Annotated in this window: 21 protein-coding genes; 8 read left to right on the forward strand and 13 right to left on the reverse strand. The window is 38.3% G+C overall.

The features are described 5' to 3' along the window. Nucleotides 1–143 precede the first annotated feature (143 nt). The 3 genes from ABVT42_RS09695 (at nt 144) to ABVT42_RS09705 (ending at nt 1775) form a co-directional block, all read left to right on the forward strand. Complete coding sequence (locus ABVT42_RS09695; RefSeq protein WP_353874516.1) at nt 144–710, forward strand: hypothetical protein; 567 nt, start codon at nt 144–146, stop codon at nt 708–710. Nucleotides 711–728: 18 nt separating this feature from the next. Beyond that, on the forward strand, nt 729–1202 hold the full coding sequence (locus ABVT42_RS09700) for a hypothetical protein (protein WP_353874515.1): 474 nt from the start codon (nt 729–731) through the stop codon (nt 1200–1202). A gap of 168 nt (nt 1203–1370) precedes the next feature. Beyond that, nucleotides 1371–1775 (forward strand): SMI1/KNR4 family protein, encoded by a 405-nt coding sequence (locus ABVT42_RS09705; protein ID WP_353874514.1) that lies wholly within the window; start codon nt 1371–1373, stop codon nt 1773–1775. A 34-nt stretch (nt 1776–1809) separates the two neighbouring features. Here the strand turns inward: ABVT42_RS09705 and ABVT42_RS09710 are convergent, their stop codons facing one another. From ABVT42_RS09710 to rppH, 8 genes are all read right to left on the reverse strand, one after another. Beyond that, nucleotides 1810–2397, reverse strand: coding sequence for a DUF6942 family protein (locus ABVT42_RS09710; protein ID WP_353874513.1), 588 nt, complete (start codon nt 2395–2397; stop codon nt 1810–1812). Nucleotides 2398–2481: 84 nt separating this feature from the next. Continuing rightward, complete coding sequence (locus ABVT42_RS09715) at nt 2482–2688, reverse strand: hypothetical protein (protein WP_353874512.1); 207 nt, start codon at nt 2686–2688, stop codon at nt 2482–2484. A 15-nt stretch (nt 2689–2703) separates the two neighbouring features. Continuing rightward, complete coding sequence (folA, locus tag ABVT42_RS09720) at nt 2704–3198, reverse strand: type 3 dihydrofolate reductase (protein ID WP_353874511.1); 495 nt, start codon at nt 3196–3198, stop codon at nt 2704–2706. Nucleotides 3199–3215: 17 nt separating this feature from the next. Further along, the gene (thyA, locus tag ABVT42_RS09725) at nt 3216–4010 is read right to left on the reverse strand and encodes a thymidylate synthase (RefSeq protein ID WP_353874510.1); all 795 of its coding nucleotides are present in this window, start codon (nt 4008–4010) and stop codon (nt 3216–3218) included. 146 nt (nt 4011–4156) lie between these two features. Beyond that, nucleotides 4157–4990: a prolipoprotein diacylglyceryl transferase gene (lgt, locus tag ABVT42_RS09730; RefSeq protein WP_353874509.1), complete on the reverse strand. Its 834-nt coding sequence runs from the start codon at nt 4988–4990 to the stop codon at nt 4157–4159. Between the two features lie 79 nt (nt 4991–5069). Beyond that, on the reverse strand, nt 5070–5864 hold the full coding sequence (locus ABVT42_RS09735; protein WP_353874508.1) for a sulfite exporter TauE/SafE family protein: 795 nt from the start codon (nt 5862–5864) through the stop codon (nt 5070–5072). 96 nt (nt 5865–5960) lie between these two features. Next, nucleotides 5961–8234: a phosphoenolpyruvate--protein phosphotransferase gene (gene ptsP, locus ABVT42_RS09740; RefSeq protein ID WP_367023727.1), complete on the reverse strand. Its 2274-nt coding sequence runs from the start codon at nt 8232–8234 to the stop codon at nt 5961–5963. Between the two features lie 39 nt (nt 8235–8273). Further along, nucleotides 8274–8813 (reverse strand): RNA pyrophosphohydrolase, encoded by a 540-nt coding sequence (gene rppH, locus ABVT42_RS09745; protein WP_353874506.1) that lies wholly within the window; start codon nt 8811–8813, stop codon nt 8274–8276. 142 nt (nt 8814–8955) lie between these two features. On the opposite strand from rppH, the gene mutH reads away from it, so the two are divergent. Next, a complete protein-coding gene (gene mutH, locus ABVT42_RS09750; RefSeq protein WP_353874505.1) occupies nt 8956–9636 on the forward strand; it encodes a DNA mismatch repair endonuclease MutH in 681 nt (226 codons plus the stop codon). 33 nt (nt 9637–9669) lie between these two features. On the opposite strand, the gene ABVT42_RS09755 is transcribed toward mutH, so the two are convergent. Beyond that, nucleotides 9670–10953 (reverse strand): threonine/serine exporter family protein, encoded by a 1284-nt coding sequence (locus ABVT42_RS09755; RefSeq protein WP_353874504.1) that lies wholly within the window; start codon nt 10951–10953, stop codon nt 9670–9672. A gap of 335 nt (nt 10954–11288) precedes the next feature. Here ABVT42_RS09755 and ABVT42_RS09760 point away from each other — a divergent pair, with 335 nt between their 5' ends. The 4 genes from ABVT42_RS09760 to ABVT42_RS09775 all read left to right on the forward strand — a co-directional run bounded on the left by ABVT42_RS09760 (nt 11289) and on the right by ABVT42_RS09775 (nt 20052). Further along, nucleotides 11289–15716, forward strand: coding sequence for a two-component regulator propeller domain-containing protein (locus ABVT42_RS09760; protein WP_353874503.1), 4428 nt, complete (start codon nt 11289–11291; stop codon nt 15714–15716). Nucleotides 15717–16129: 413 nt separating this feature from the next. Further along, a complete protein-coding gene (locus ABVT42_RS09765) occupies nt 16130–17833 on the forward strand; it encodes an ABC transporter ATP-binding protein (protein WP_353874502.1) in 1704 nt (567 codons plus the stop codon). Then, complete coding sequence (locus tag ABVT42_RS09770; protein WP_353874501.1) at nt 17823–19001, forward strand: GNAT family N-acetyltransferase; 1179 nt, start codon at nt 17823–17825, stop codon at nt 18999–19001. The genes ABVT42_RS09765 and ABVT42_RS09770 overlap by 11 nt, the downstream gene beginning before the upstream one ends. Beyond that, a complete protein-coding gene (locus ABVT42_RS09775; RefSeq protein WP_353874500.1) occupies nt 18988–20052 on the forward strand; it encodes a GNAT family N-acetyltransferase in 1065 nt (354 codons plus the stop codon). Before ABVT42_RS09770 ends, ABVT42_RS09775 begins: the two co-directional genes overlap by 14 nt. On the opposite strand, the gene ABVT42_RS09780 is transcribed toward ABVT42_RS09775, so the two are convergent. The 4 genes from ABVT42_RS09780 to ABVT42_RS09795 all read right to left on the reverse strand — a co-directional run bounded on the left by ABVT42_RS09780 (nt 20049) and on the right by ABVT42_RS09795 (nt 26315). Beyond that, nucleotides 20049–20717, reverse strand: a complete 669-nt coding sequence (locus tag ABVT42_RS09780; protein ID WP_353874499.1) for a hypothetical protein — start codon at nt 20715–20717, stop codon at nt 20049–20051. The genes ABVT42_RS09775 and ABVT42_RS09780 overlap by 4 nt on opposite strands. Nucleotides 20718–21003: 286 nt before the next feature. Beyond that, nucleotides 21004–23121 carry a tetratricopeptide repeat protein gene (locus ABVT42_RS09785; RefSeq protein WP_353874498.1) on the reverse strand — a complete coding sequence of 706 codons (2118 nt, stop codon included), beginning with the start codon at nt 23119–23121 and terminating at the stop codon, nt 21004–21006. A 6-nt stretch (nt 23122–23127) separates the two neighbouring features. Then, on the reverse strand, nt 23128–25173 hold the full coding sequence (locus ABVT42_RS09790; RefSeq protein ID WP_353874497.1) for a DUF3857 domain-containing transglutaminase family protein: 2046 nt from the start codon (nt 25171–25173) through the stop codon (nt 23128–23130). Nucleotides 25174–25523: 350 nt separating this feature from the next. Further along, nucleotides 25524–26315, reverse strand: coding sequence for an IclR family transcriptional regulator (locus ABVT42_RS09795; protein ID WP_353874496.1), 792 nt, complete (start codon nt 26313–26315; stop codon nt 25524–25526). Between the last annotated feature and the right edge of the window lie 52 nt (nt 26316–26367).

The following is a 26367-nucleotide window of genomic DNA, read 5'->3' on the forward strand; positions in this document are numbered from 1 at the left end:
ACTCAGTGATTGCTCAACGCTTATGTATCCAAAAACTGGATGAAATATAAAAACATTTGTCTTTACTGGAAAAACCGAATTGAATTTAATCGGAATAAATTTTAGCGGCTGTAATTTAAAAATCTAATCAAGGATATTGTTTAATGGCAATGAAAAAGAAAGATTTTACTTCACGATGGATGGCGCGCTCTGCGCAATATATCAGCCTGACTCAAGGTGAATACTGTCTAATGGATTGGGATGGCTTGAGAGTTGCGGTTGATATTCACTTTGTTAAATCGGTACTTTTAATTGATGAATTAGGGGAGTCCAGTGGTCGCTCACTTTATCGTAATGTACCTTGCTTAACCTTTGATAGAAACTTCACTATTACCCACGCCAACGCGCAAACCAGAAAGCGAATTGTTTTTTTAACCGATAAAAGTTTTTCATTAGGTGTTTTTTGTAAAAATGTTGTATTTACTGATGCTCGTTCAATAAAAGAAGAAGCTGAGCTCCCTTGGCTAATGAAAACGCCCAAGTCTCCAATTATTAAAGTTCTATTTATTGAACCGCATTATTATTTTGTGATTGATTTTTACAAATTACTCAACTTTATTCCACCATGTTATGAAATAACAACACCTCAATGTGAGCGGCTGCAATCAGAAAATTTGTCTCAGATTGATAGTGCATCGCGAAGTCTCAATCAGATTTTTGGAAAAATTTAACTCAACAGAGGAGAGTCAATGATGGGTGAATCATCAAAAGTTTCGAATGCTTGGTTGGTTGAGTATCGTGAAAATGACGCGATTGCTTTTGGTATTCATGCATTACAGGAAATCGTTGTTAATCCGCGTATGATCAATGTTCCTTTGTCGCCGCAATATTGTCATAAAACTTTACGTTGGAAACAGCGGATGTTACCCGTGTGTAATCTTTCTAATCTGGCTGTTAATGAAAATGTTTCTTGTAATCAGGTAATGATTGTAAAATATTGGCTGAATAAAAAAGCGCATTATGCGGGGCTCGAGTGTTTTAAACCGCCCGTTTTTATTCAGATTTATGAATCCCGAATTTGCCCATTAGCGTCATCTATTCGCTTACCACATACGATTATCACGCGTTGCTTTCAGTATCAGAAAAAGTCAGTGCCAATTATCGATTTGGCATCATTATTTACCCTTCAGGAACTTAACAAAAATAATAATATTAACCAATAATCACTAAAATTGATGAGTAGTTTGTTTTTACAAAGTATTGAGAGAAGCTTTTTGAAATAATACTCCATCAAGCTGTGACAATAACTGGTGTTATAAAAATTATTTTATGGCTTAAATACTTGCTTTCGATATAATGCCGATATCCTTGTTTGGTAAGTAGACTGTTCAATGAAAGAAAATGTAATTGCACTCATACAAAGTCGAGCGATCCCGCAGTTAGTTGAAAATGAACCACCTGATGAAGATGAGCTGGTAGAAATTGAAGAACAGCTTTTAATGTCTTTACCTTATGATTTGAGAGAGTTTCTATTGCTGGTTAGCCATCATATTTTAGGTGCAATAGAACCGGTCACCGCAACCGATCCAAATCAGCATACTTTTTTACCAGAGGTTGCCGCTTTAGCTTGGGATCAAGGTTTGCCACGAGAATATTTGCCAATTTGTCAACTTGGTGATAATTATTATTGTATTAATTCGTCTGGAGAAATTTATTATTGGCAAGCGGGAGAATTAACAGATGACTATTGGGAAAATATATGGGATTGGTGTGAAGCGATCTGGTTGGCTAATTAAAACACGTTAATTTTTAATGACACAATAAGTCATTTTAAACGCTTCGCAGATATTGAATCAATTGTACTAGTGACTCAATTTTTTGGTTTGATAATTGACGATAATCAAAATAAGGAGACACTATAATATTATTTTTTGGTGCTATTGCAAATGCATCGTCTTGCCAGTAGTAATCAACGGCTAGGTTTAGATGGTTAAAAAATTGCTTGCCGCAAATAATATGAATTTCGATGGGGCGTTTCGATTGACTCGGTACTTGAGAACAGTCAGGCATGTTGGAACTGTTGGGCAGTTGATTAGTTAAATCGATGTGCTGCTGTAGAATTTTTTTAGTTTGGCTCAATTCGGCAAAAATAATCGCTTGATTACTTTTTTCACGTAATAGTTTTTCATCTCTAAAGACTTGCCAAGGGATATTGAGAGGTGTCTCAATCAGATTGGAAACCTTCGCCAGGCAATTGAATATTTTGCGCCAATGATTACCGTTTATTTGATTAATGCGCTCAATATCGCCGCTGCCTAATGGTGTGATAGGTGTTTTGGCTTTTATAAATGGTAGGTCAGGTTGATTCGCATTATAAACTTTAAGTGTTGCTGCGTGATTACCAATGCCAACCTGCATATGAGTTGATTTGTAATTTTGTGATAAATCTGTGGGCTTATGGGCGATTGGTTTTATCGCCCTTGGGTTTATAACAGATCGGCTTTATGAGCGATCTGGTTTGAATAGTGCTGCATCAATGATTGACCAAAGGTGGATTAACCAGCCTAAGAGAAATATCCACATAACCGCAGCCAAGACAAATTGAACAATAGCAAGTAATAAACGACCTTGTAATAACTGGCCTAATCCAGGAATAAAAAAGCTACATAATGCAGCAAGTACGTTGCCGGCAGAACCTTGTCCAGACATAATCACACCTCTGTTTCAGTTAATATAATAATCAATAAATTGATAGTCATAAGGATTTTTTTCGTCAGCGGTAAACGACTGCTGTTGTATCACAGTTAAATCCAGATGTTCGTAGGCTGGAAACTGTGTATCACCATCGACGACTAAATCAATTAAAGTTAAATAAAGTCTGTTGGCCATTGGTAATGCTTGAGCATACAAATTGCCACCACCAATGATCATAATTTCTTCTACAGATTGAACGCACTTTATGGCCGCTTCAAGTGAGCCGACTAGTGTACAATTTTCTGCAATATAGTCAGTCTGTCGTGTAATCACGATATTTTGCCGACCAGGAAGTGCTTTGCCAATAGACTCAAAAGTTTTTCTACCCATAATAATGGGCTTGTGCATCGTTGTATTTTTAAAATGTTTTAAGTCTGCAGGTAGATGCCAGGGCATCTGATTATCTTTGCCAATGACCCGATTGTTAGCCATTGCAGCCACTAAAGAAATAATTGGTTGATTCATAAGATCTCTCTGGCTGGTTAAATGGCAACTGGGGCTTTAATATGCGGATGTGATTGATAATCGACAATCTCAAAATCTTCATATTGATAGCTGAATATATCTTTAGGTTTACGCAAAATATTCAGTTTAGGTAGCGGTAGCGGGTCACGCGATAATTGGCATTTAGCCTGTTCAAAGTGGTTTGCATATAAATGAACATCGCCACCACTCCAAATAAATTCTCCAACATCTAAATCACATTGCTGCGCCATCATGTGTGTTAACAAAGCATATGAGGCAATATTAAAAGGTACACCTAAAAAAATATCACAGCTTCGCTGATAAAGCTGGCAAGATAAACGATTATTGGCAACGTAAAACTGAAACAACGAATGACAAGGGGGGAGGGCCATTTCATCAGCCACCCCAGGATTGTAGGCAACAACCATAATACGGCGACTGTTTGGGTTATTTTTAATGGTTTCAACAACATTGGCAATTTGATCTACCGTTGTTCCATCGGGTTTTTTCCAGCGCCGCCACTGCTCACCATAAACGGGTCCCAGATCACCATTTTCATCAGCCCATTCATCCCAAATACTGACACCCTGATCCTGCAAATATTTTATGTTGGTATCACCATTTAAAAACCAGAGTAATTCAATCATGATTGAGCGAATGTGGAGTTTTTTGGTGGTGACCAACGGAAAACCCTGTTGCAGATTAAATCGCATTTGATAACCAAACACACTGCGCGTGCCGGTACCCGTGCGGTCACCTTTATCGACGCCGTTATCCATTACGTGTTGGATCATGTCTAAATATTGTTTCAACGTATTGGTCTCACAGTATTCACTATTGTACAGTGTTGGCCTGTACCTTTAATTGAGCAGTAACAGGCTTGGTAAATGGATATATTATGCCAAATAATGCAAATTAGTTTGTCCCAAATGTTACGACTCATTACCTGACTAATCAATTACTTTGCTTTTGCCGATTTAACTGCAGGCTCATCGGTCGCTGGTTTGTGTTTTTGATAGGCAATAATTATCATAACCAGACCGATAATGATCATGGGTAAAGATAAAATTTGTCCCATCGATAAAAACTCTGCTAATTCTTTTAAATGAGCGTCTGGCTCGCGATAATATTCCACTAAAAAACGAAAACTACCATATCCTAGTAAAAATAGTCCACTAACCGCCATTTTAGGCTTTGGATTTCGACTATAAAAATACAAAATAATAAATAGCAAAACCCCTTCGAGCGCACATTCATACAACATGGAGGGATGTCGATAAACGCCAGCCGGATCATGGGGAAAATGCATTGCCCACGGGGTTGAGCTGACGTCGGTCACTCGTCCCCATAATTCGCCGTTAATAAAATTTCCCATTCGACCGGTTGCCAATCCGATTGGTGCCATTGGTGCAAAAAAGTCGGCAATATCGAAAAAACCGGTTTGGGTTTTACGGGCAAAATACCAAAAAGCGAGTATTACGCCCAATAATCCACCATGAAATGACATGCCACCATCCCAAATACGAAACAGATATAGCGGGTTTTCAATAAATAGGGGAAATTGATAAAACAGTACATAGCCGATGCGTCCACCTAAAACGACACCAAGGAAAGCATAAAATAGAAAGTCGCTCACTTGTTCGGCATTATAAGGGCTGTTTGGTTTTTTACTGCGCACAGTGCCCATCCACCAGGCCCCAACAAAACCTAACAGGTAAGTTAAACCGTACCAGTTCAGTCCTATTGGACCCCAGATTTGAAAGATGACCGGATCAAAGTTTGGAAATTCCATAGTAACAAGTCTGTCGCTATTAATTTAATCAATATTGAAAGGCATTATAAAGGATTAAGACGCTGCCTCACACGGTTTATTAAAACCAGTGACCATAGATCAGCTGAAGCCCCGTTAAAAAAAGGAATCCTGCAAATAAGCGGCGTAAATAAATGGGGGATATTCGATGCGCCACTTTTGCCCCAAGTGGCGCACTTAAACTGGAAAAAAGCACAATGCCCAAAAAGGCGGGCCAGTATAGGTATCCGATTGCATAATCTACTGATTGCTCAGACCAGCCCGCAATGGCATAGCCGGTTGCACCGAATAGGGCAATTGGAATGCCACAAGCGGCCGCCGTACCAACGGATTCAACAACTTTATTTCCGCGATAAATTAAAAATGGTACTAAAAGTGAACCTCCGCCAATTCCCATCAGTGTTGATGCCGTTCCGGTAAAAGTACCATAGAGCATTTCGGGCCAACGTGAAGGTTTGGGATGCTGTTGCGGGGAATGACCTGATAACAGGTAACCGCCAGTGGCAAATGCACCTGCCACAAATATTGAGACTAACGCGGTATCATTCAAATAGGCAGCGGTAGTTGAGCCAATTAGTGACCCCGTGATAAGACCCGGAATAATGAGCGGTAAAATTGACCACTTAACCGATTGACGAGCATGATGGGCGCGGGTTGAAGATATTGCGGTAACACAAATACATAACAGTGATGTACCAATAGCACAGTGTATGACCTGTGCTTGTGATATTCCGGCTAAAGGTAGCGCCCAAATTAAAACCGGTACGATAACAAAGCCGCCGCCAATACCGAGTAATCCAGCAAGAAAACCCGCGGCTAAGCCTGCCAAAACAAAAATAATGATAATTTCCAGCAATGCAAAATCGACTGTTTATGAAAAACTAGTGTGTAGTTTAATCAATCTCAAACGATATTGATATGCGTGGCATATGAAGCTGTTGATAAAGTAGGTTTAAATTCCTGCTCGAACCAGGCCGCCAAGACCTTTATTTTCAATCATTTTCATCATATAGCGCTTGATTTTAACTTCGGTTTCGAAGGTTAGTACGGTTGCTGCCATATCTTGTAACTCTGCCAATTCAAATCGCGAAATTGCGCGTTTGACTTTAGCCAGACTGATGACGTTCATACTCAAATCATGATAACCCATACCTACCAACAGCAGCGCTGCCAGCTGATCTGCAGCCATTTCACCACATACCTGTATAGGCGTTGATGACTTATCACATTCAGTTGCAATTTGTTTGAGTGCATGTAATACCGAGGGTTGATAGTGGCTATACAGGCTTTTTACTTGCAGATTATTGCGATCAACCGCCATTAAATATTGAATCAAATCGTTAGTGCCAATAGAAATAAAATCAACTCTTTTGGTAAAAGTGGTCAGATTAAATAACGCTGCCGGAACTTCGAGCGTGATACCTATTTTGGGCTTTTTTAACACTTTATGAGTAAACTTGAGTTCTTCTTCGACTTCGGCAAATGCTTGATGAATCAAACGATAACACTCATTTAGCTCTTCCAGCGTTGATACCATGGGGAGTGCTAATTTTAGCTTACTGTACCCGGCACTTGCCTTAAATATCGCGCGTAATTGAACTAGAAATATTTCTGGGTGATCTAAGGTGACACGAATACCACGCCAGCCTAAAAAGGGATTTTCTTCTTTGATTGGAAAATAGGATAATTGTTTGTCACCGCCGATGTCGAGGGTACGAATGGTAATGGTGGAGTGTTTAAATTCTTCGAACAGTTCTCGGTAAATAACACTTTGCGCACTCTCTGAGGGAAATTGTTCCAGCTGCATAAAAGCCAGTTCACTGCGAAATAAACCAACGCCATTGGCACCCAGTAACCGAGCTTTATGCAAATCTGTTCCATAATTGCAATTAATCATTAGCTTAATGCGAAATCCATCTTTGGTGGTATTGGGTAGTCCTTTGTCACGAGTCAATTCATAAGAAAGTTGTTTTTCTTCTTCGATAAGCTCTTTAAATTGGTTGACTAAAGCTGGATTCGGCGAGAGATAAAGCTGTCCATTATAGCCATCAATAATCAATGAGCGATTTTCGATTCGCGTGAGCGGAAAATTTTCGATCCCCATAATGGCCGGAATACCGAGTGCTTTTGCCAAAATTGCAGCATGGGATGTAGAAGAGCCCTTAACAGAAATGATTCCTGCTACTTTATCGGTGGGCAATTCTGCTAACATGGCGGCGGTAATGCTTTCTGCCACCACAATCGTTTCTGGTTCAATCGTCTGAATAGTATTATTGGCCCTTTGCAAATGGGCCAGTACTCGATTGGCTAAATCTTCAATGTCATTGGCACGTTCACGCAAATAGGGATCGTCCATGGATAAAAAAGCTTTCAAATGCTTTTGAATAACAATCCTTAAAGCGGTTGGTGCCCAATAGCCTTGCTGAATTTGTTTTTCTACCTCATCACTGAGCCCTTTAGAAATCAAAATTTGTTTGTAGGCTGCAAATAACGATAGCTCTTGTTCCGATACCAGGCCCTGCATACGGCGTGACATTCTTTCTAGCTGGCGGTGAGTGGCTTTAACTGCGGCAGTGAGATTTTTTAGCTCGCCCTGAATATCTTCAGTTTTTCGATCTGGCACGCTGTGGATGTTTTCTGGAGGAAAAATAACGCGGGCTTGTCCAATTGCAATACCCGGAGAAGCGGCACTGCCGCATAGACTATGAATCAGCGGGCTGGTTGCATCGGCTGTTTCAAACAAATCATTGATTTCAGAGTTTGAGAGTAATGCCGATAGTTGTGCCGCAAGAGTTATTAGAAACGTTTCTTCATCCAGATGAAATCGCCGTTGTTCTTGTTGCTGAATGACCAACACACCTAATACTTGGCGTTGATAAATAATGGGGACTCCCAAAAAGGCATTTAAATTATCATCAAAATGGCTGGTCGATTGAGTATAGGAGGGATGTTTTTTGGCTTGATGCAAATGGATAGGCTCTTCTCTTTGCCCAATAAGGCCAACCAATCCTTCGTTAAATGCTAGGCGAATCTGTCCAATGAGCTGTTGACTCAAGCCGCGATTGGCCATTAGAACGAATTCATTGGTGTGATAGTCTGCAAGGTAAATGGAGCATACCTCGACATTTAGGGCCTTACAGACTTCATCGACAATGACATCCAGTGCGTCCTGTTTTCCACTAGCCAGGCTGACTGCCTGGGTCACTTGCCTCAGTTGTTCTAGCAATGCTTGCCTCCTTCTTGAGTGAAGGTATTATTTTAGACTCTATTCCTGAGATTTGCCTTTGCGAACATGTTTGCGGTTACGCTGTTGTTTACGCTGTCGGTTAACGTTTTCAATGACGCAATTAATCAATTCACCTAAAGCCTGGCGATAGACTTCTTGCTTAAACGAAATCACCTGACGCATAGGATACCAGTAGTTTACCCACATAAAGTGGTCAAACTCCGGGTGTCCGGTTTCATCAAAATGTATTTTAGACTCGTTTGAAACGAGCCTTAACATGTACCATTTCTGCTTTTGGCCTACACATAAAGGATAGCTATCCTGTCGGATATAGCGATTAGGTAAGCGGTATTTTAACCAGTTTTTTGTTGAGCCAAGAATTTTTACGTCTTGCCTGTCTAACCCAATCTCTTCCTTTAACTCTCGAAACAATGCTTGTTCTGGAGTTTCGCCTGCATCCACTCCACCTTGAGGAAATTGCCAGGAATTCTGTCCTATGCGTCTGGTCCAGAGCAGATTGCCAAAATCATTGCATACAATAATGCCAATGTTGGCTCGAAATCCCTCTGAATCAATCACTTATCGATACCAATTTAAGTTCTTTATGAACTAATTCAAACACACATTTGACCATTCAGCAAATTTCTTTGAATATATCTGTCAAACTGACGATTGAATTGTAGATTTTTGCACAAATTACAACCAAAAATAGATATGCCAAATGGATTCCCCAAAAACAATTGATGAATTAATGGTTCGAGCCGAAAGTATGTCGGGTCGTTCAATCGGTGAGATTGCTCAATTGATGCAAATTGAGGTGCCTGCCAGTCTCACTCGCAAAAAAGGCTGGCAAGGACAAATGATAGAAAAGTTTTTAGGTGCTGATTCTGGAAACTTGTCGCAGCCAGATTTTTCCTTGCTGGATATTGAGTTGAAAACATTGCCTATTGATTATAACGGTAAGGTATTAGAATCCACTTATGTATGCGTACTGAATCTTTATAACAATTTAGACGATGAAACCTTTGGCTGTTGGCAGTTAAGCGCTGTTTACCGCAAGTTACAGCATGTTCTTTGGGTGCCCGTTGCTAGAACCGCTGGACAGTCTGTCACTGAATTTCGAGTGGCCACGCCTTTTTTATGGCGACCGAGTGAAGCTGAGATGCACCTGTTAAAAATGGATTGGGAAAATGCTATTGAACTGGTTAGTCTTGGCAAAATCGATCAATTAAATGCGCGTGATGGTGAGGTACTACAGGTTCGTCCAAAAGCAGCAAACTCCAAGGTGCTGACAAGAACAACCAACCGTCAAGGACAATTAATTGAAACTTTACCTCGAGGGTTTTATTTGCGGCCGCAGTTTACGCAGCAGATTCTCGCTCAAAATCTTAAATTGAGTTAAATCAAAGCGTTATACTGCATTGAGCTCAGCACTTTAATATTCATCTTTGGGTTTATCTTTAGGTAATGGAACCATTGATGACATTAAAAAGCCAGCGACTAGCGCTATACCAATAACCGCAACTTCAAATGCGGTTTGTAATCCGCCTAAAATATCTTTATCGACTAATGCCATCATGCTGCGATAGCCAACTGCGCCAGGTACCAGAATAATAAAACCGGGCATCATAATCATTGCGCCGGGTATTAAAAACAGACGCGAGCTCCATTTGGCCAGTAAGCCTATAACAATTGCGCCACAAAAAGCGCCTAATGAGGCGCCTAATACCATCGATGCAAAATAGACTGAGGTAAATGCACTTAGGGCGGCTAATAAAAACCAGGTCACGTCAATTTTACGTGCTTCAAACAAAGGTACTAGTGATATCGCTGCACCTGATACAGCAATCCAGACAGACCACAAGGGGACGGGGGAAACTTCACTGCCCCGAATATCAAATGCCAGCAGCTTACCAATTTCGACTGCCAGTGCACTGCCAAATGCCAATTGAATAAAAACAGTTGCTGCGCCTGCCAGGCGAGCTGTACCCGACACCATATTTTGGGTCGCAAGTTCTGCCATTGCGATGGTTAACGATAAACCGGGTAACAAAATAATGATGCCCGATATAACAACAACAGAAATGGCAATATCATGTAGATAATGATGAACCATGATGGCAAACAAGGTAGCAGTAAATGCGCATATTGACGGTAATAAATGATCAACCAGTGGTTGAAAGCGAGCAACCAACACCCAGGTGCCGACCATCAGACCAACGCTGCTGGCGGCCAGCATTTCGGTGATGCCGCCAGAAAATATTCGCGCAATACAAGCCGAAGCCACCGCAAAAGATAAAATGATTATCCACCAAGGGTACTCTGATTTACTGAGTGAAATTTTCTTTAGGCGAGCTGCACCATCTTGACTGGTTAAAACACCGGCGATAACCAATTGAGCGATTGCACTGGTTTTTCGCAACTTTTCCATATTAATTTCACCAGGCGCTACCCGTATCATAAAGGTCTGTGGCTTCTCGTTAGGTGGTAGTAGGGTCAGACTGATTGATGTGGGTAAAGACATACATTGAATACCGTAGCCTAATGCCTCGGCACAGCCATTCATGGTATTTTCCAGCTCATAGGCAGGTAATCCATATGTATGCAATGCTTTGGCTAAGCGGAGCAAAAAACCAATGGGCTCGGCTCGGTCGGGCGCATGTGGTACACTGTCTAGTGAGCGGGTTTCTGTTGCCAGCGAGTCTGATAATTGCGGCATTAGTTATTCCTGTATTTAATGAATGTCATTATGATCGGCATCATATTAATGAAAAAAGTTATTTTTGAATTTCGTATTGTTGCTTGAACTCAACCCTGAATGTACCGCAAAATAGTTCACGGTGTTGAATGAAAAACAACAAGTGTAATTGCACACTGCGTGTCATTAAAGTTCACCTTTAAACCTGTTTTTTGATTGCATAGTTTGAAAAGTGTCGGAGTTTTATACAAAAAATTGAGAATTACCTCAATTTCCAATGACTTTTTGTTCATAATGCGTTACTTTTTATGCTACTAGAATAGCGAATAAATTATTCTTAACGTACGTAATTATTCTTGAAAATTTCCAGCCGAATTCACATTTTATATGTTTTGCTTAACCTGATTTTTATTGGGTTAGCTTTGCCTGCGTTGGCAAATCGAAATTCAATCAGTTTTTTACATATTGGCACCGAGCAAGGGCTGCCGCAAAGTACCGTAAATACCATTTTTCAGGATAGCCAGGGGTTTATCTGGATTGGTACTTATGATGGCTTAACCCGCTTTGATGGATATCGATTTGTTAATTTTAAAAATAATCCGCAAGATCCGACTTCGTTATCTAATAATATTGTAGTGTCAATTATCGAAGATAAACAGGGGTTCTTATGGATTGGTACCGATCAAAATGGTGTCAATCGCTTTAATCCTGACACCGGTGAATTTGTTCGGTTTGTTGCCAGTGAAAATGATTTCGACAGTTTAAGTCATCCGCAGGTTCGCGTTATTCATCAAGATAAAAAAGGCCGAATCTGGATTGGGACAACCCACGGTTTAAACTTATATTTACCCGAAAAACAGGCATTTGCACATTTTTATCATAATCCGCTTGATAATCAATCATTACCTCATGGCGCAATTGTTGATATTGTTGATGATGGTGATGGCCATTTATGGGTTGCCAGTACAGAAGCGCTAGCTCATTTTGATGTCGAGCAACAGGTATTTACTACCTACAATCGGTCTAATTCTCCCAAGCAAATCAACGATCTTTATCTCGATACAGATAACAGTTTATGGATTGGTACACGACTCGACGGACTTTATCACTTAAGCCCCGATCAAATGAAATTTGAACACCATCAGCATATTAAGGGAAAGCCGGGCAGTTTAAATGATAACGATATTCGTACCATATTAAGAATGCGCAATGGTGATTTGTGGGTGGGCACAGAGGAAGGTGGTATTAATATTCGGCGCAAAGGCTCTAACCAGTTTATCCATATTGAACGAAACTCTGCCGATAGCCACAGTTTAACCATTAATGCGATATGGAGCCTTTATCAGGATAATTCCGGTTTAATCTGGGTCGGTACAGCCGGTGGCGGCATCAGTACCACCATTTCTTTTGCTAATCGAATGTCACGACTGACTCATTCACCTCATGAAAAAAACAGCTTATCTCATGAATTTGTATGGGATATTGAAGAAGATAAACAAGGAATGATATGGCTTTCGACGCCTCTGGGTTTAAATCGTTACGATCCAAATACCAATCAGTTTGAGCACTTTTTGGCATTTGAAGCCTCTAATCAGCGTCCTTTTGGCAACCAGATCTATAGCTTTACTATCGATGACCAAGGGATGATCTGGTTAGGTAATACGCAAGGCCAATTGGGAGTCTTTTCACCCGAAACCAAAGAGCTGACAGTTATCCAACGGTATAACTATCCACGTGACTATGTCAGTTATAACCGGGTGAGAATGATCGAAAAAGATCATTTTGGTAATATCTGGGTGGGAACTGATGACGGGTTACTCAGAGTCGATCAAAAATCGCGCAAAATAGTTCAGGATTATCGATTTGTTGCCCAAGGAGAACTAGGGGATGCTTCAATTCGAGTGATGTTGCAGGATGACGATGGCATGATCTGGTTTGGTACTTGGGGAAAAGGTCTACAAAGATATGATCCGGAGTTTGGATCATTAACTAGCTTTGAAAATATTCCAGGTGATGAAACTTCAATTAGTGATAATACTATTCGTAGTTTGTATAAAGACCCGCAGGGAAACTTATGGATTGGTACATTTAATGGCTTGAATGTGTTAACTGCGGAACAAATTCAAAAAGAAACCTTTTATTTTAAAAGTTATCTAGAAAAAGATGGTTTACCCAACAGTGCAATTTTAGGGATCTCTTATGATGCCACGGGAAAACTTTGGTTGAGCTCTAACCGGGGATTGTCCGAGTTTGATCCAGAGAAAATCAAGTTCAAGAACTACACGATAGAAGATGGACTCACGGCAAATGAATTTAGTGGAAATGCAGTTATTCGAACAACAACAGGTGAAATATATTTTGGCAGTGTTAATGGTGTCACTATTGTTAATCCGGTTTCAAGAGTGCAGACTAACTTTCAACCCAATGTGAAAATTACTGACATATCAGTGCAAGGGAAGTCAATTTTAACAAAAGGGGTGTTGTATCAAAATCAAATGCTTGAACTGGAATATGATGCCAATGATTTGATGTTTGAATTTGCCAGTCTGGATTTCCGCCATCCTAAACGAAACCGATTTAAATATCGTCTCAAACCTTACAATGATGATTGGATAAACTCCGATGGATTAAACCAAGCGGTATTTACCAATCTCGATCCAAGCCAGTACACCTTTGAATTGCAAGCAACCAACAGTGATGGAATATGGGTCAATAAAAGTACATTGGTCAACTTTATTATCAAGCCGCCAATGTGGAAAACCTGGTGGGCATATTTTATTTATTTTGCTATTTTAATTTCATTAATTGCTTTTTACTTAAACTCTCATGAGAAAAAACTGCAAGAGCAAAAAGCGATCAATGAACACTTAAGAAAGGTTGATCAGCTAAAAGATGAATTTTTAGCAAACACCTCACATGAATTAAGAACACCACTCAATGGTATTATCGGTATTGCCGAATCGTTAAAAGAAGGGGTCGCAGGCTTACAAAACCAGAAGACATTAAATCATTTACAGATGATTATAGATGGTGGTAAACGACTGGCTCAGCTTATCAATGATATTTTAGATTTTAAGAAACTGTCACATCACAATCTGGTATTGCAGCGAAAAGCTGTCGATCTCTACTCGATTGCCAATGTGGTTGTTAGTCTGCTTTACCCTCTTGCAGAAGAGAAGAATTTAAAGTTGATTAATCGCTTGCCTAATCAACTGCCACTTATTTATGCCGACGAAAACCGAATTCAGCAAATTCTCCATAATCTGATTGGTAATGCCATTAAATATACCCACCATGGTGAAATTGAAATAAGCGCGACAGTACAAGGTAATTTTGTCGAAGTTTGTGTGAGTGATACTGGTATTGGGATTGATGAGTCGCAAATGGAAATCATTTTTAAACCCTTTGAACAGGCTTCGTTACCAGAAATTATCAGTAATCGTGGTACAGGACTGGGTTTATCAGTCAGTCATCAACTAATTGAAGAGCATGGCGGTAATCTATGGGTAGAGTCAGAAGTTAATAAAGGATCAAAGTTTTATTTTGATGTACCTATCTGGCTGGAAAACACTCATGAAATTGAAAATAGCAAATCAACGGTGGCACAACCAAATACACAGTTGATCAATTCGCCCAATACAAATAACGCCAATAACAACTCGACAGCCATTACGCGTACGGATGGTGTTTATTCGCCACAAGGTAAAGGCAAAGTCCTGATTGCTGATGATGATTTGATTAATTTGCAGGTACTGTCTGATTTACTGCAAATGAATGGCTATAGTGTTGAATGCGCCGAAGATGGTCTAAAAGCGGTGCAACTGGCGCAACAAAAGAAATTTGATATGGCCGTTATTGATATCATGATGCCAGGCTTATCGGGCTATGAAGTGTGTAAAAAACTACGTAAAAAATACTCGCCCATTGAATTACCGATTTTACTTTTGTCAGCACGCTATCAACCACGCGATATCAGTGCCGGATTTGAAGCGGGTGCCAATGACTATGTTGCTAAACCGATTGAGCGTGAAGTGTTATTAAGTCGTTTACATACTATGCGCTTGTTAGGTGGTTTAATCGAAGCAAAACAGCAAAAAGCACACGCGGCCACATTGCAACAGGCATGTGAACGGCTAGGCAAGTACTTTCCAAAAGAAATGGTCAAGCAAATTGTTACGGGGGATACCAATAATCCACTGGTCGCAAAGCGTAAGCAAATTACCGTATTATTCGCTGATCTGGCAGGATTTACATCGGTATCTGATCGGTTTGAACCTGAAGCTATTACCGAAATACTCAATAGCTTTCTTGGTAAAATGGGTAATTTAATTGAAGCACGCAATGGCGTGTTAAATGAAATACTTGGGGATGGATTAGTTGTTTTATTTGGTGCTCTGGAACACATGGATAAAAAACAGCAGGCAAATTCTGCCGCCAACCTGGCACTTGAAATGCAACAGGCTATGGAAGAATTATCTGATGAATGGCTTGAAGCTGGTATCGACCATAATGTGAAACTGCGTATTGGAATTCATCAGGATTTTGCAACCGTCGGTAACTTTGGCAGTGAAGATATTGTTGCATTTAGAGCAATTGGCAGTGGCGTAAACCTGGCTGCTCGACTAGAAAACCATTCTGAACCCGGTAAAATTATGGTGAGTTATCCTATTTATGCGCAATGCCGTGATGACTTTGAGTTTACTCAACTGAATGAAATTAAGTTTAAAGGTTTTAACCACCCTCATCGTGTTTGTACTTTACTCGATAAGCGGTGGTTCAGATAATCAAATTAGATGAAAAAGTTGTCTAGGCTGTCACTAAAAAAACTCACCGATTAACCAATCACAGCTTATAAACCCGTCTACACTAAAAACAGGGTATTGATTAAATAGTCCTGTTTTATCAATTGCCACCAAGTTGAGATAAAAAATATTATCCGTGAGATTATTCTGTTTTATTGATACGAAGATCAATTTTTTACAAGGCAAATTCAGTCATGATAGTCAAAGTGAAACGCGATCTCGTCATTTTTTACAAGTTAATTATTATCAAAGAATAAATCTATTAATATTTATTGCGAATTGCTATAATTTTTTCTGTAAATTGAGAAGTATATCAACAAAACAAAAGGGCATATGTGTATTCCAGCGTAAGGCTGATTTTTAGCCAGTTCAGTCAAAAAGAGAAATTCCAGCTATTGTTCTTGTTTTTTACGACGACAATTAATGGCTTGGTACAAGCGTTGGGTATCGTTTCAGTCATGCCTCTGATCGCCTTACTTACCGAACCATCGTTGGCTGACACGCATCCCTATTTTTTGACGCTGAAGTCTTATATTCCCCAACATTTGCATGACTCGCTACTTATAATTATTGGGACCGGTGCATTTTCAATTTTGTTATTAGGAAACTTGTTCGTTATTTTTGATTACTGGTTGACACTCAAGTTTTTTAATGTGAAGGAGTTTAAGTTGTCAGTCAGATTGCTCAATCAGTATATGACAGGTCCCTATTTAGCGTTTAAAAAGCGTCGGATTTCAGATATGACACGTAACGTGGTTTCTGAAGTAGATCGTGTAATTGTAGGAAGTCTGCTTTCGCTAGTCGGGCTGATTTCGGATCTGATTATTGCTATTACTATCATTATGTTGTTGCTTTACGTTAACGTGTGGGTAACCTTATTTGCTAGTGCTGTAATTGCTGTCACCTATATTCTTGTTTATTGGTTTATTGTTAAAAAAATTGAAACGCTCGGGGAAGAGTTTACCTTGTTAGAGTCGAAACTCTATGCGGCAATCAGACAAAGTCTAGAGTTTTTTCGCGAAATTAAAGTCACAAGAAAAAATCAATATTTTTTAAGGCGCTTTTCACAGCCCGCAAAAGCGATTACCCGAAATGCTACGCGTTATAATATTTTGCGTTTGTTTCCTGAACAAATCATTGAAGTATTTGCTTTTGGACTTGTAATTTTAATTGCTATCTATTTCTCGACCCATGCTAATACTTCTGCAATGGTAATGAGTTCAATTACCTTTTTTGCATTTGCAGTGTATCGATTAATCCCGATAATTAAAGAAATTTTTGACGGTATAGAAGATTTGCGCTACCTGGGGATTTCTCTTGAGCATATATTATCTGAGTTTGCTGATACCAATGATGAAAAAAACAGTGTCAGATTACGACTAGCTCAAAATCCACGGAGAGAAAAGATTGTATTTAATGAGATTATTGAACTGACTGAATTATCATTTAAATATGAATCATCAATTAAAGATATTTTTAAAAATTTAACAATTAGTATTCCGGCAAAGCAAATGACTTGTATTACCGGTCCTTCAGGTGTTGGTAAATCAACATTGATCGATTTATTACTCGGTTTGATCAAAGCTGATAGTGGCCGTATTTGTATTGATGGTGTTGAATTAACGCAAAGTAACCTGGATAGCTGGCTTGTACAAATTGGCTACGTGCCGCAAAATATTCGCTTAATTGAAGGTAGTATTCTCGAGAATATCGCATTTGGCATACCACTGGCGGAAATCGATATTGAGCAAGTGAAGCAAGTGGCGAAAATTGTAGAGATTGATTCATTTATTACCCAAGAGTTAGTTGAAGGTTATTATACAAAAATTGGTGACTCCAAATTGACATTAAGTGGTGGACAAAAACAGCGAATAGGAATTGCACGTAGCTTGTATCATGCGCCGAAAATTTTGTTGTTGGATGAAGCAACCAATGAATTAGATATTGAAACAGAAAGCCAAATATTAAACAACCTGACACGTTTATCGGAGTTGACCATACTATTTGTAACGCACAAACCTTCTGTGATTGACAGAGCAACTCACATCATTGAGCTTCAACCAAATAAAAACAGAGAGGGTGAGACAAATGATGGATGAATCTGATTTGCAGTTGAGCTGTTGTGAAACGCTTGAATCGATTGAAATGCTAAAGCAAGAATGGCAGCAATTACATCAACAGTGTACTTATCCATCGATTTATAACTCATATGATTTCATTTATACCGCCATCAAGTATTTTTGTACACCAAGCGATGAAATATTTGTCATTGCGATTAGAAATAATCGACAAAATGGCCAATTGGTTGGGGTTTTTCCCTTTTTGATCTCTGATTACCAGTGGCACCATGCCAAATTTAGAGCTGTCGTTTATGCTGGACTAAACGAAGCAGATAAAATGTACCCAATAATTTTAAAAGATGTTGAAAAGTCTGCCTGGCCTAAATTATTTCAATTTTTAAAATTACAAAAAAAGCGTTGGCAGTTTTTTGAATTGGTTGAAGTAAGAAAAGATTTTCATGCGAGAAAAGCGATCAAAAAATATTTTCCTTCAGGCTATCTTAAAAAAAGAAATGAAGATGTTTATAGTCCCATTGTAGATTTGACTGAAACTTGGGAAGTTTTTTGGAATAAGCATCGAAAAATGCGAAAACGGGTTAGAAAAATGGAAAACGACTTTGGTGAGGCATTTTCATTTAAAGTGTATGCTGAACCAGAAGCCGCTATGACGCATTTAGACGAATACATACAACTCGAACAGCGAAGCTGGAAAGCCAGTGAAAAAGTGGGCATAAGCAAGTCCCAAAATAATCTAGAGTTTTACCGAGAATTTTTTGCCCAGCTGGCAGAGAAAAATCGTTTATATTTTGGTTTTTTATATCAAGGTGAACGACTGGTTTCGGCTGAAATTGCCTATACACTTGGACACACTGTCTATTTTAGTCATGGTTGCTACGATTTGGAATTTCGTCATTATTCGCCAGGAATGGTAAGCACCAGTCTATTTTTAAAAAACTTTTTTAATGTAGGATATAAAAATGGTGATTTTTTGGGGGGCTTTGCTTACTATATTAACCCTTGGGCAAAGACATTATTATCCAGTGATAATTTGATTGTTGCTAAAATTACACCGACAATTGTATTGGTTTATCTGGCCAGTTTGCTCAAGCGCATAACCTGGACACCTATGCTATCTTTATTAAAAAAGACAAAGCATAAATTACTTATCAATAGTCAGAAGTTAATTGATAAAAATGTTAAGCATTAAATTAATTGAACGCAACAAAGTTGATTTAATCGATTCGCAGCAATGGAATGAACTGGCCACTAATAGTCAATTTAAAAACCCTTTTTTTAGTCAATTAGTTTTAAGTGCTGCACTAAAAAACATTTCTTTGAAAAAAAATATTAAAGTTGTAACTGCTTTTGAACAAGAAAAACTGGTGGCGTTGTTTCCCGTTATCATTTATCGCCATTACTTAGGATTCAAATGCATAAAAATTTGGTGTCATGAGCACTGTTTTATTAGTGATCCGTTAGTTAGTGATACACAATTAATGGATGATATTAATTTACAGCTTTTAAACGCACTAAATGCTTCTTGTTTTCTGGTTGAAACGTACTCACCAATGTCACTTGGAAAATTATTTAATCAGCGCGGGTTTCACCGACAGTCTTTTCGTGGAATGATTACTCAATTTAAAGACAAACAAAATTATTATCAATCATTATCAAAAAAAGTTCGTTCAGAAAGCAGGAGGGTTATAAAGAAAATTTTTTCTGATACCTCTGTTTACTATACAACTTCTGAAAAGCAACTAGACTATCCCTGGTTTCAAGCTTATTGCCAACTTGAACATGCAGGATGGAAATCTAAAGTGAAGGGGGCAATATTAAGTCAACCTGAATATCAAAAATACTATGAGGATTTTATTGAGCAGGCGATTAAAGATAAAAGTATTCAGTTCCAAGCGTTAATGAGAAATGATAAACCTATTGCAATTGCCATTAGAATGCTTTCAGAAGATTATTTTTTTGAAATTAAAACTTCATTTGATGATAACTTCCGTCAATTGTATCCTGGCGTTGTACTTGAACTACTTAATCTAGAAGGGCTTGAGGGGGTAAATTTTACTTGTGTTGACTCTTGTACTGATTCTCATAATCGAGTTATAAATCGATTATGGCCAGAGCAAAAAATAATTTTTAGTAGTATTTTTTTTAAAAATAATCTGATTGAAAAAATATTTTATCGCATACTGAGTCGGCAAAATAAATTATTGTTCAGTTTTTTATTTGCCAGTTTATCAAATTATTAAAATTGGTATCTAATGCCTAATAAAACCCGAGAAAAATTTACATTAATAGTTTGGCCGGTTTGACCGAGCTGAATATCTGTTGCCAGGTTATTATGTTCAATGCCAAAATTTAATTGGATGTGCTTATCATACTGATAATGAACTGCTGCCGCTGCCCAGCCTCCTAACCCTGTATCTTTGCCATAAAGTCGATGAGTTTTCAGTGAAATTACACCGTTTGTAGCAAAGGTATCTTGCTCCCATTTAAATTGCCAAGTATTAATGCCACCACTTAAATAGATACTCAGCTCTGGATTAAACTGCAAAGCATTCCAGTTTATTCCTAACCGTAATGCTTCTGATGATGTTTGGTTATTCGAGTCGATGGTCAAATAGCCTTGATTGGTAAAAACAGTATCAGAATATTGAAACAGATCTGCTTTACCAAAGTTAACATAGCCAATATTAACATAGGCTAAAGGGGTGAGCGCATATTCCAGATTTGCGGCAAAAGCGGTTGTTTCTGATACTTCATTGGAATAACTATTAGCGCTAATTGCGTGAGCCGCATGGGCCAAATTGGCAGAGACAGTCCATCGACTCAACGGTTCATTTGAAGTATCGGTGACTGACGATTGGGCTTTATTTGAGACAATAAAAGCAATCACTAATAAATAATATTTCAACTCCCACCCTTGAATAATTTTATCGTTATATTGGTAAGGCGAATGATATTAATCGATTAATATTTATTCGGTATTGTCTCGATTATATCATGTTGAGATGATAAAGTGCTATGGCTAAAACGGCTGGATTAAATTTCGTGTGATGAAGACCTCATTTTATAAGCGGGTAAAATGAGTTGGTCTAAATTAATCTAGCGGAATAACAAATTAAAGCGGTAGTTTATCAATAAAAGATAAGACTACCGTTAGTTGAAAAGGTTCGTTAAGATTCAATATTAAGTAAGAATTAGATACTTAATTGTTTTACTTTTTCCTTGGCTTCTTTATGACCCTGCTCGGCTGCTAGCGAATACCATTTTAATGCTTGGGTTAAATCACTGGTTACGCCCAGACCCGATTCATACAAGCGACCCATATTATATTGAGCCCATTGATAATTGGCTTCGGCAGCCTGGTTGTACCAATAAAATGCCTGTTTCAAATCTTTATTGACGTATAGTCCATATTCATAAAATAAACCTAATTGATTGGTCGCGCCCAGGTGACCTTGTTGTTGCGCTTTCTTAAAGAGTTCAAAAGCTGCTTCATAATTGCGCTCAACCCCTAAACCATTTTTTAACATATAAGCGTAACTATATTGACCATTTTTATTATTATGATCGGCAACTATTTTATAGAGGGAGGCGGCTTTCTCAAGATCTTTAGATACCCCTTTTCCTTGCTCATAATAATACCCGAGCCCAATTAATGCTTTAAAATGTCCTTGAATTGCAGCTGCTCGCATCCAGTTAATCATATCTGTGTCAGGTGGGCTTGTAATAAAAGAAACCTTTTCAATTTTATTCAATTTGAGTATTTTATTGATATTTGATTGATAAATCGCTAAATCAGAGAGTCTTTCGTAATATCTGGCAACTTCATATTGCGCATCAGCATGCCATGAATTGGCTGCCTTCAAAAAGTAAGCTTGTGCTTTTTCCCTTTTTCCATCGTATTTTTCACCATATTGATATAAATTACCCATCATAAACTGCGCATAGGGAATACCGGCTTCAGCAGCTTTTTCAATATACTCAAGTGCTGTTTTTATGAGTGTATCATCGGTGACTTCGTATGAGTCAAAAAGTAATTTTGCCCCATAAAAGGCTTGTGCAAAGTGATTGCCTTTTTCCGCAAATTTTTTAAGTTGTGCAAGTGGTTTCTCGCGTTCTTGTTCGGAGAGCGATTCTGAATAGACTGCTTGACTAATTTGACTCACATAGACTTTACTGATAGTGCCATTTTCAGCTGCCTGATTAAAATAATAGTCGACTTTATCATCTCTATCTTTACCAAATAATTCGCGAAGATAAAGAAAAGCAAGTTTTTCGTAGACTTTACCTTTACCTATTTTTTTCTCCGCTAATGTAAAAATTTGATCAGCTAATTGCTTATTGGGTTTAACATAAATACCTTCTTCATATAGGGCAAATAAAAGCACGTAAGCTTCTGCGATGCCCAGTTCGGCAGCGTCGATAATAAACTCAAGGCAAGTTCCCTCTGAAAATTTAGTATACTTGCCTTTTAGACATAAACTGGCCAAGCGCAAATACGCGATGCCACTATCATAAAGTGATGCTCTCAGGTACCAGTTGGTAGCTTTTTCATATTGCTCTTCTTGTGCCAATAAATCTCCCATACCTAGCATAGCAACGCGTGTTGTTTCAGAAAGCTCATTGATAACCTGTGAAGCCAATTCACCATTACCAACCTTACTGAAATGACCTAAATTAGCATTGATATAGCGTGTGTTATCAAAAAAGATTTCTCGTTGCTCTCCGGTTTCCAGATCTTCAGCAATAACGATATAATAAAGACCTTGTCCTGCCCCCTTAATTTGCAGGTAAAAGTCGAGACTTTTATAGCCAGCAATTTCCAGTAAGTCTTCTACATCGCCCCATGAAGCGACTTCATAAGCGCTAAAATAATCTTTACCATCACCGCTGCTAAAAACACCATCGATGATTAAGCTCACAAAATTTTCGTGAAACTCTGCCCCTTTTGTATCCCCCAGAAATTGTTTGCATTTTGCTGCACTGAGGTGAGGTTTAATACTCCAGTAGTTTTTATTGAGCAAATGTGTCCAGTCGATCTCTTTACAGCTTAAATCACCACTTTCTAATTGTTGGGCAATCGCAATATATTCATCATATTTAACTGCACTGCTTTCGGTATGACTCGAACTGAGAAATGCTTTCCATAATTGTTGATAAGTCACAGCGTTTTTATCTTGCTTAAATTTGTCAATTAAGCTGATAAAGTATTGGTCTTCACGGTTAACGGTATTATTATTTGGGTTTTTTGCACAGCTGCTAATTAACAGACATAACCCTATCGCAAAAAAATGGCAGGTTAACTTTTTCATGACAAACTACTCCTTGTTAATCAGTTTTCGGGCCAAGTTTTTAAGGCGTTCTTGTTGGCTCTGTACCGTTGAACTGGCATTGTTTTTGGTAACAAGGTAAAAAGATAACGCCTCTTTTAAGTCTTTAACCGAAGAAAGGTAGTCACCTGTTTCTTTAGCAGAAATAGTGGGTATTAATGGCCGATAATCATAAGTAATGGTTATACGGTTTTCTTGTTTATCAATTTGTTTGCTAAAAGAAAAGTAGTCGATATCTTTAGTAATATTTTCTTTTGAGTAATCAACAATGTCATTATCTGGAAGCTCAATAATTTGCTTTTGACGAAATTGAAATCCATGCGATACCGCAAAAGGGTGTTCGCGTTGAATAATTGTTGGTGTTACCAGATGTTCGACAATACCTGTCGCATAATAGTCTGAGTAAAGCTTACCTGACTGTTTGCGGCCAAAGTCGAGAATTTTGTATTTTTCAATGGTAGTGAGTAAATTGGACTTTTCATCATCGATAACTTGAATGTTTTCTAATAAACTGATTTTATCGAATTGACGAGAGTAAAAATTCAAATAACGTTCTGATAAAGATTGTATACTTTCCGTTGCAATTTGATACCGAATATTATCTGCTTTGATGCCTTCATAAGCCGTTTTAACATTCAAGAATACCGCCTCTTTATCTTCTGAAAGATGATAGGTTTCTTCTAAATAAACTTGCGGAATAGGTGAATCATTAGCATTTACTTTGGCCAGTGACTTTTGACCTTCGGCGACAATTAAAGCGTGATGATAGTTAATAAATCCAATATTATTGAGCCCTCCTCGCTGATGTGAGACGGTTGAATCCAGCCAGTAATCTCGCTTATTAAATTTTAAATGAGCAATGACATGGTTGAAAGGTAAAGGGCTTGGTAATTGCTGATCGAGGATTTTTCCTTGATAGCTGGAAACCAATGCGGGGTGAGCGGTGACCCCGAGTTCTGCCAAAATTGCAATTAGCAGAGTTGTTTTATCTTTGCAGTCACCGTAGCGACGTTCAAAGACTTCTTCAGGTGTGTGAGGTTTATGGGTATTTTCTCCAACTTCAATACCAAAATATCGAATCTCATCTTGTACAAATTTTAGCGCTACGGCAATTTGTGCTTCCGTTGTGGGATATTCTTTTTTCCATTGACTAATTTTTTGTTGTAGCTTAGCGGGGACCGATTGAGGAGGATATAAGGTTAATGCCCACTGATTAACTTCTCGCCAGCTTTGATATTCTGAATACTCAATAATTGAATATGGGGAAAACCATGAAGGGTAGAGGTCTTCATTTTTAACTGGATTAACATTGTTAAAAGACCATGAATATTCGCGAGTATTTTGCTCAACTTTTTTTGTTGCAGGGTATTGTGTACGAAACTGGAGTTGAGTCTTTTTATCGGTTAGTAGGCGTAATCGAATTGCTTCAACCGGAACACCCCAATCAGCATAAAACTGACCAAATAATTTTTCACCTAAAACAGGATTTCTTCCTTTACGACTGAAAGAGTACTCAATGATATCCCCAACCCTGATATCATTTAATATAATTAATGCTCTTGCATCATTTAGGTAAAGTCGGTTTTTTAATTCTGATTCATTTTTAAATACTTTAATTTGGTCGGGTATTAATTTTGAATAAGATTTATTGTCACGCTTGACTTCGATTTTATGAACACTGAGTTCTTCAAATAAGGGATTAAAATCAAAAGTAATTTCTGAAACTTTCTCGAGACCTTTTTCGTTAATAGGTTGCATAATAATGCGATGATAATTAACAATATCTTTATCAATCGCATTCGTCTGTTGCTCAATTAAAATATATCTGACACTAAAATCATCATTGGTTTTTGCAACATTGGGTTGATAGTCTGCTTGGGTCAGCGTCTGATTAATCCAGTCTGGTTCAGGATTAATATGCACTTCTGGGAGATCGTTCTCAGCAAAGGCCCTGGAAGTGGTTGAATAAAGTGAGGTGATTGAAAAAAGAATTATAAAAATAGAGGGTATTAAAAAGCGTATTTCCTTCATCATATTATTTTCCAATATTTAAACGTCGAGAGGTTATTGCTATCACTAAGTAAATTTTCGAGCCGTTTCAGCAAAACGATTAAATACCAATAAAGTAATTTCATTGATGACTAAGTCAATACTTTACTTGGAAATGGCGTTATTTACTTTGTTGATAAATAATATCGATATTCAATGTCATCAAAATTCAATGTCATCAAATAATGTTGTGAGCATTTTATCAGGTAAATGCCCGAATGTGCATACCATAATATTTTATATGACATCTTTGCTTTGGCTTAACTTATTATATACATTTAAAGTACAAAGAACAGGCTAATTTAATGTTTAGTGTTAATCCACTAGCGGTTTCATTAATTTGAATGAATATGCTGTGATATTTGTTGAGCCGTTTTTAAAACTTCTGGCACATAAAATTCTTTAATTTTGTCTTTATCAAATGCAAAGTCTGGCCCAGAAATATCGATAGCTGCAATGACTTTCCCCCTGGCATCAAAAATTGGAGCAGCAATGGAAATTCCACCAATTTTAAGTGCCCCAAAGCTGATAACATAACCAAGTGATGAGACCTCTATGATTTTTTGGCTGAGTTGACTAATCGAGCTAGGCGTTTGCTCGGTAAATTTAGCGAGTTCTTTATCATTAAATAGCTGGATTAATTCACGATTAGATAAATCTGAGAGGAGCAGCCAACCCAAAGGTGAGGCATGAGCTGAAACGCGTTTTCCGGTATTTGCACTACTTTGAATACCGCGATTGGCTTGTAAACAATCCAAATACAGAACATCAGAATGATCACAAATGGCTAGGTGAGTTGCGATTTCGGTTTTATCTCGTAGTGCTTCAAGAAAACCGCGTGCTTGTTTGATGATTTCTTGTGTACCAAGATAGGCAAAGCCCAAATTGAGAACTCTGGCACCTAACGTGTAAGTTTTATTCGTTTCTGAATAGTCAATAAAACCCAGACATTTCAGCGTATAAACCCACCTGAATACCGAAGAACGGCCAAACTCCATATGTTTTGTAATGTCATTTATGGTCATGGGAGTCCCAGATTCAGCTAAAATTTCCAGTACACGTAACCCACGTTGTAAGCCTGGTACAAAATAAGTTGCATGATTTTTATTTAAAGGGACTTCGTTCATGAACTTGATATTCTCAATAATTAGGAAAAATGCGATTTTTATTCGTATGCAA

The sequence above is a fragment of the Aliikangiella maris genome (genome assembly GCF_040719265.1).
GTDB classification, from domain to species: domain Bacteria; phylum Pseudomonadota; class Gammaproteobacteria; order Enterobacterales; family Kangiellaceae; genus Aliikangiella; species Aliikangiella maris.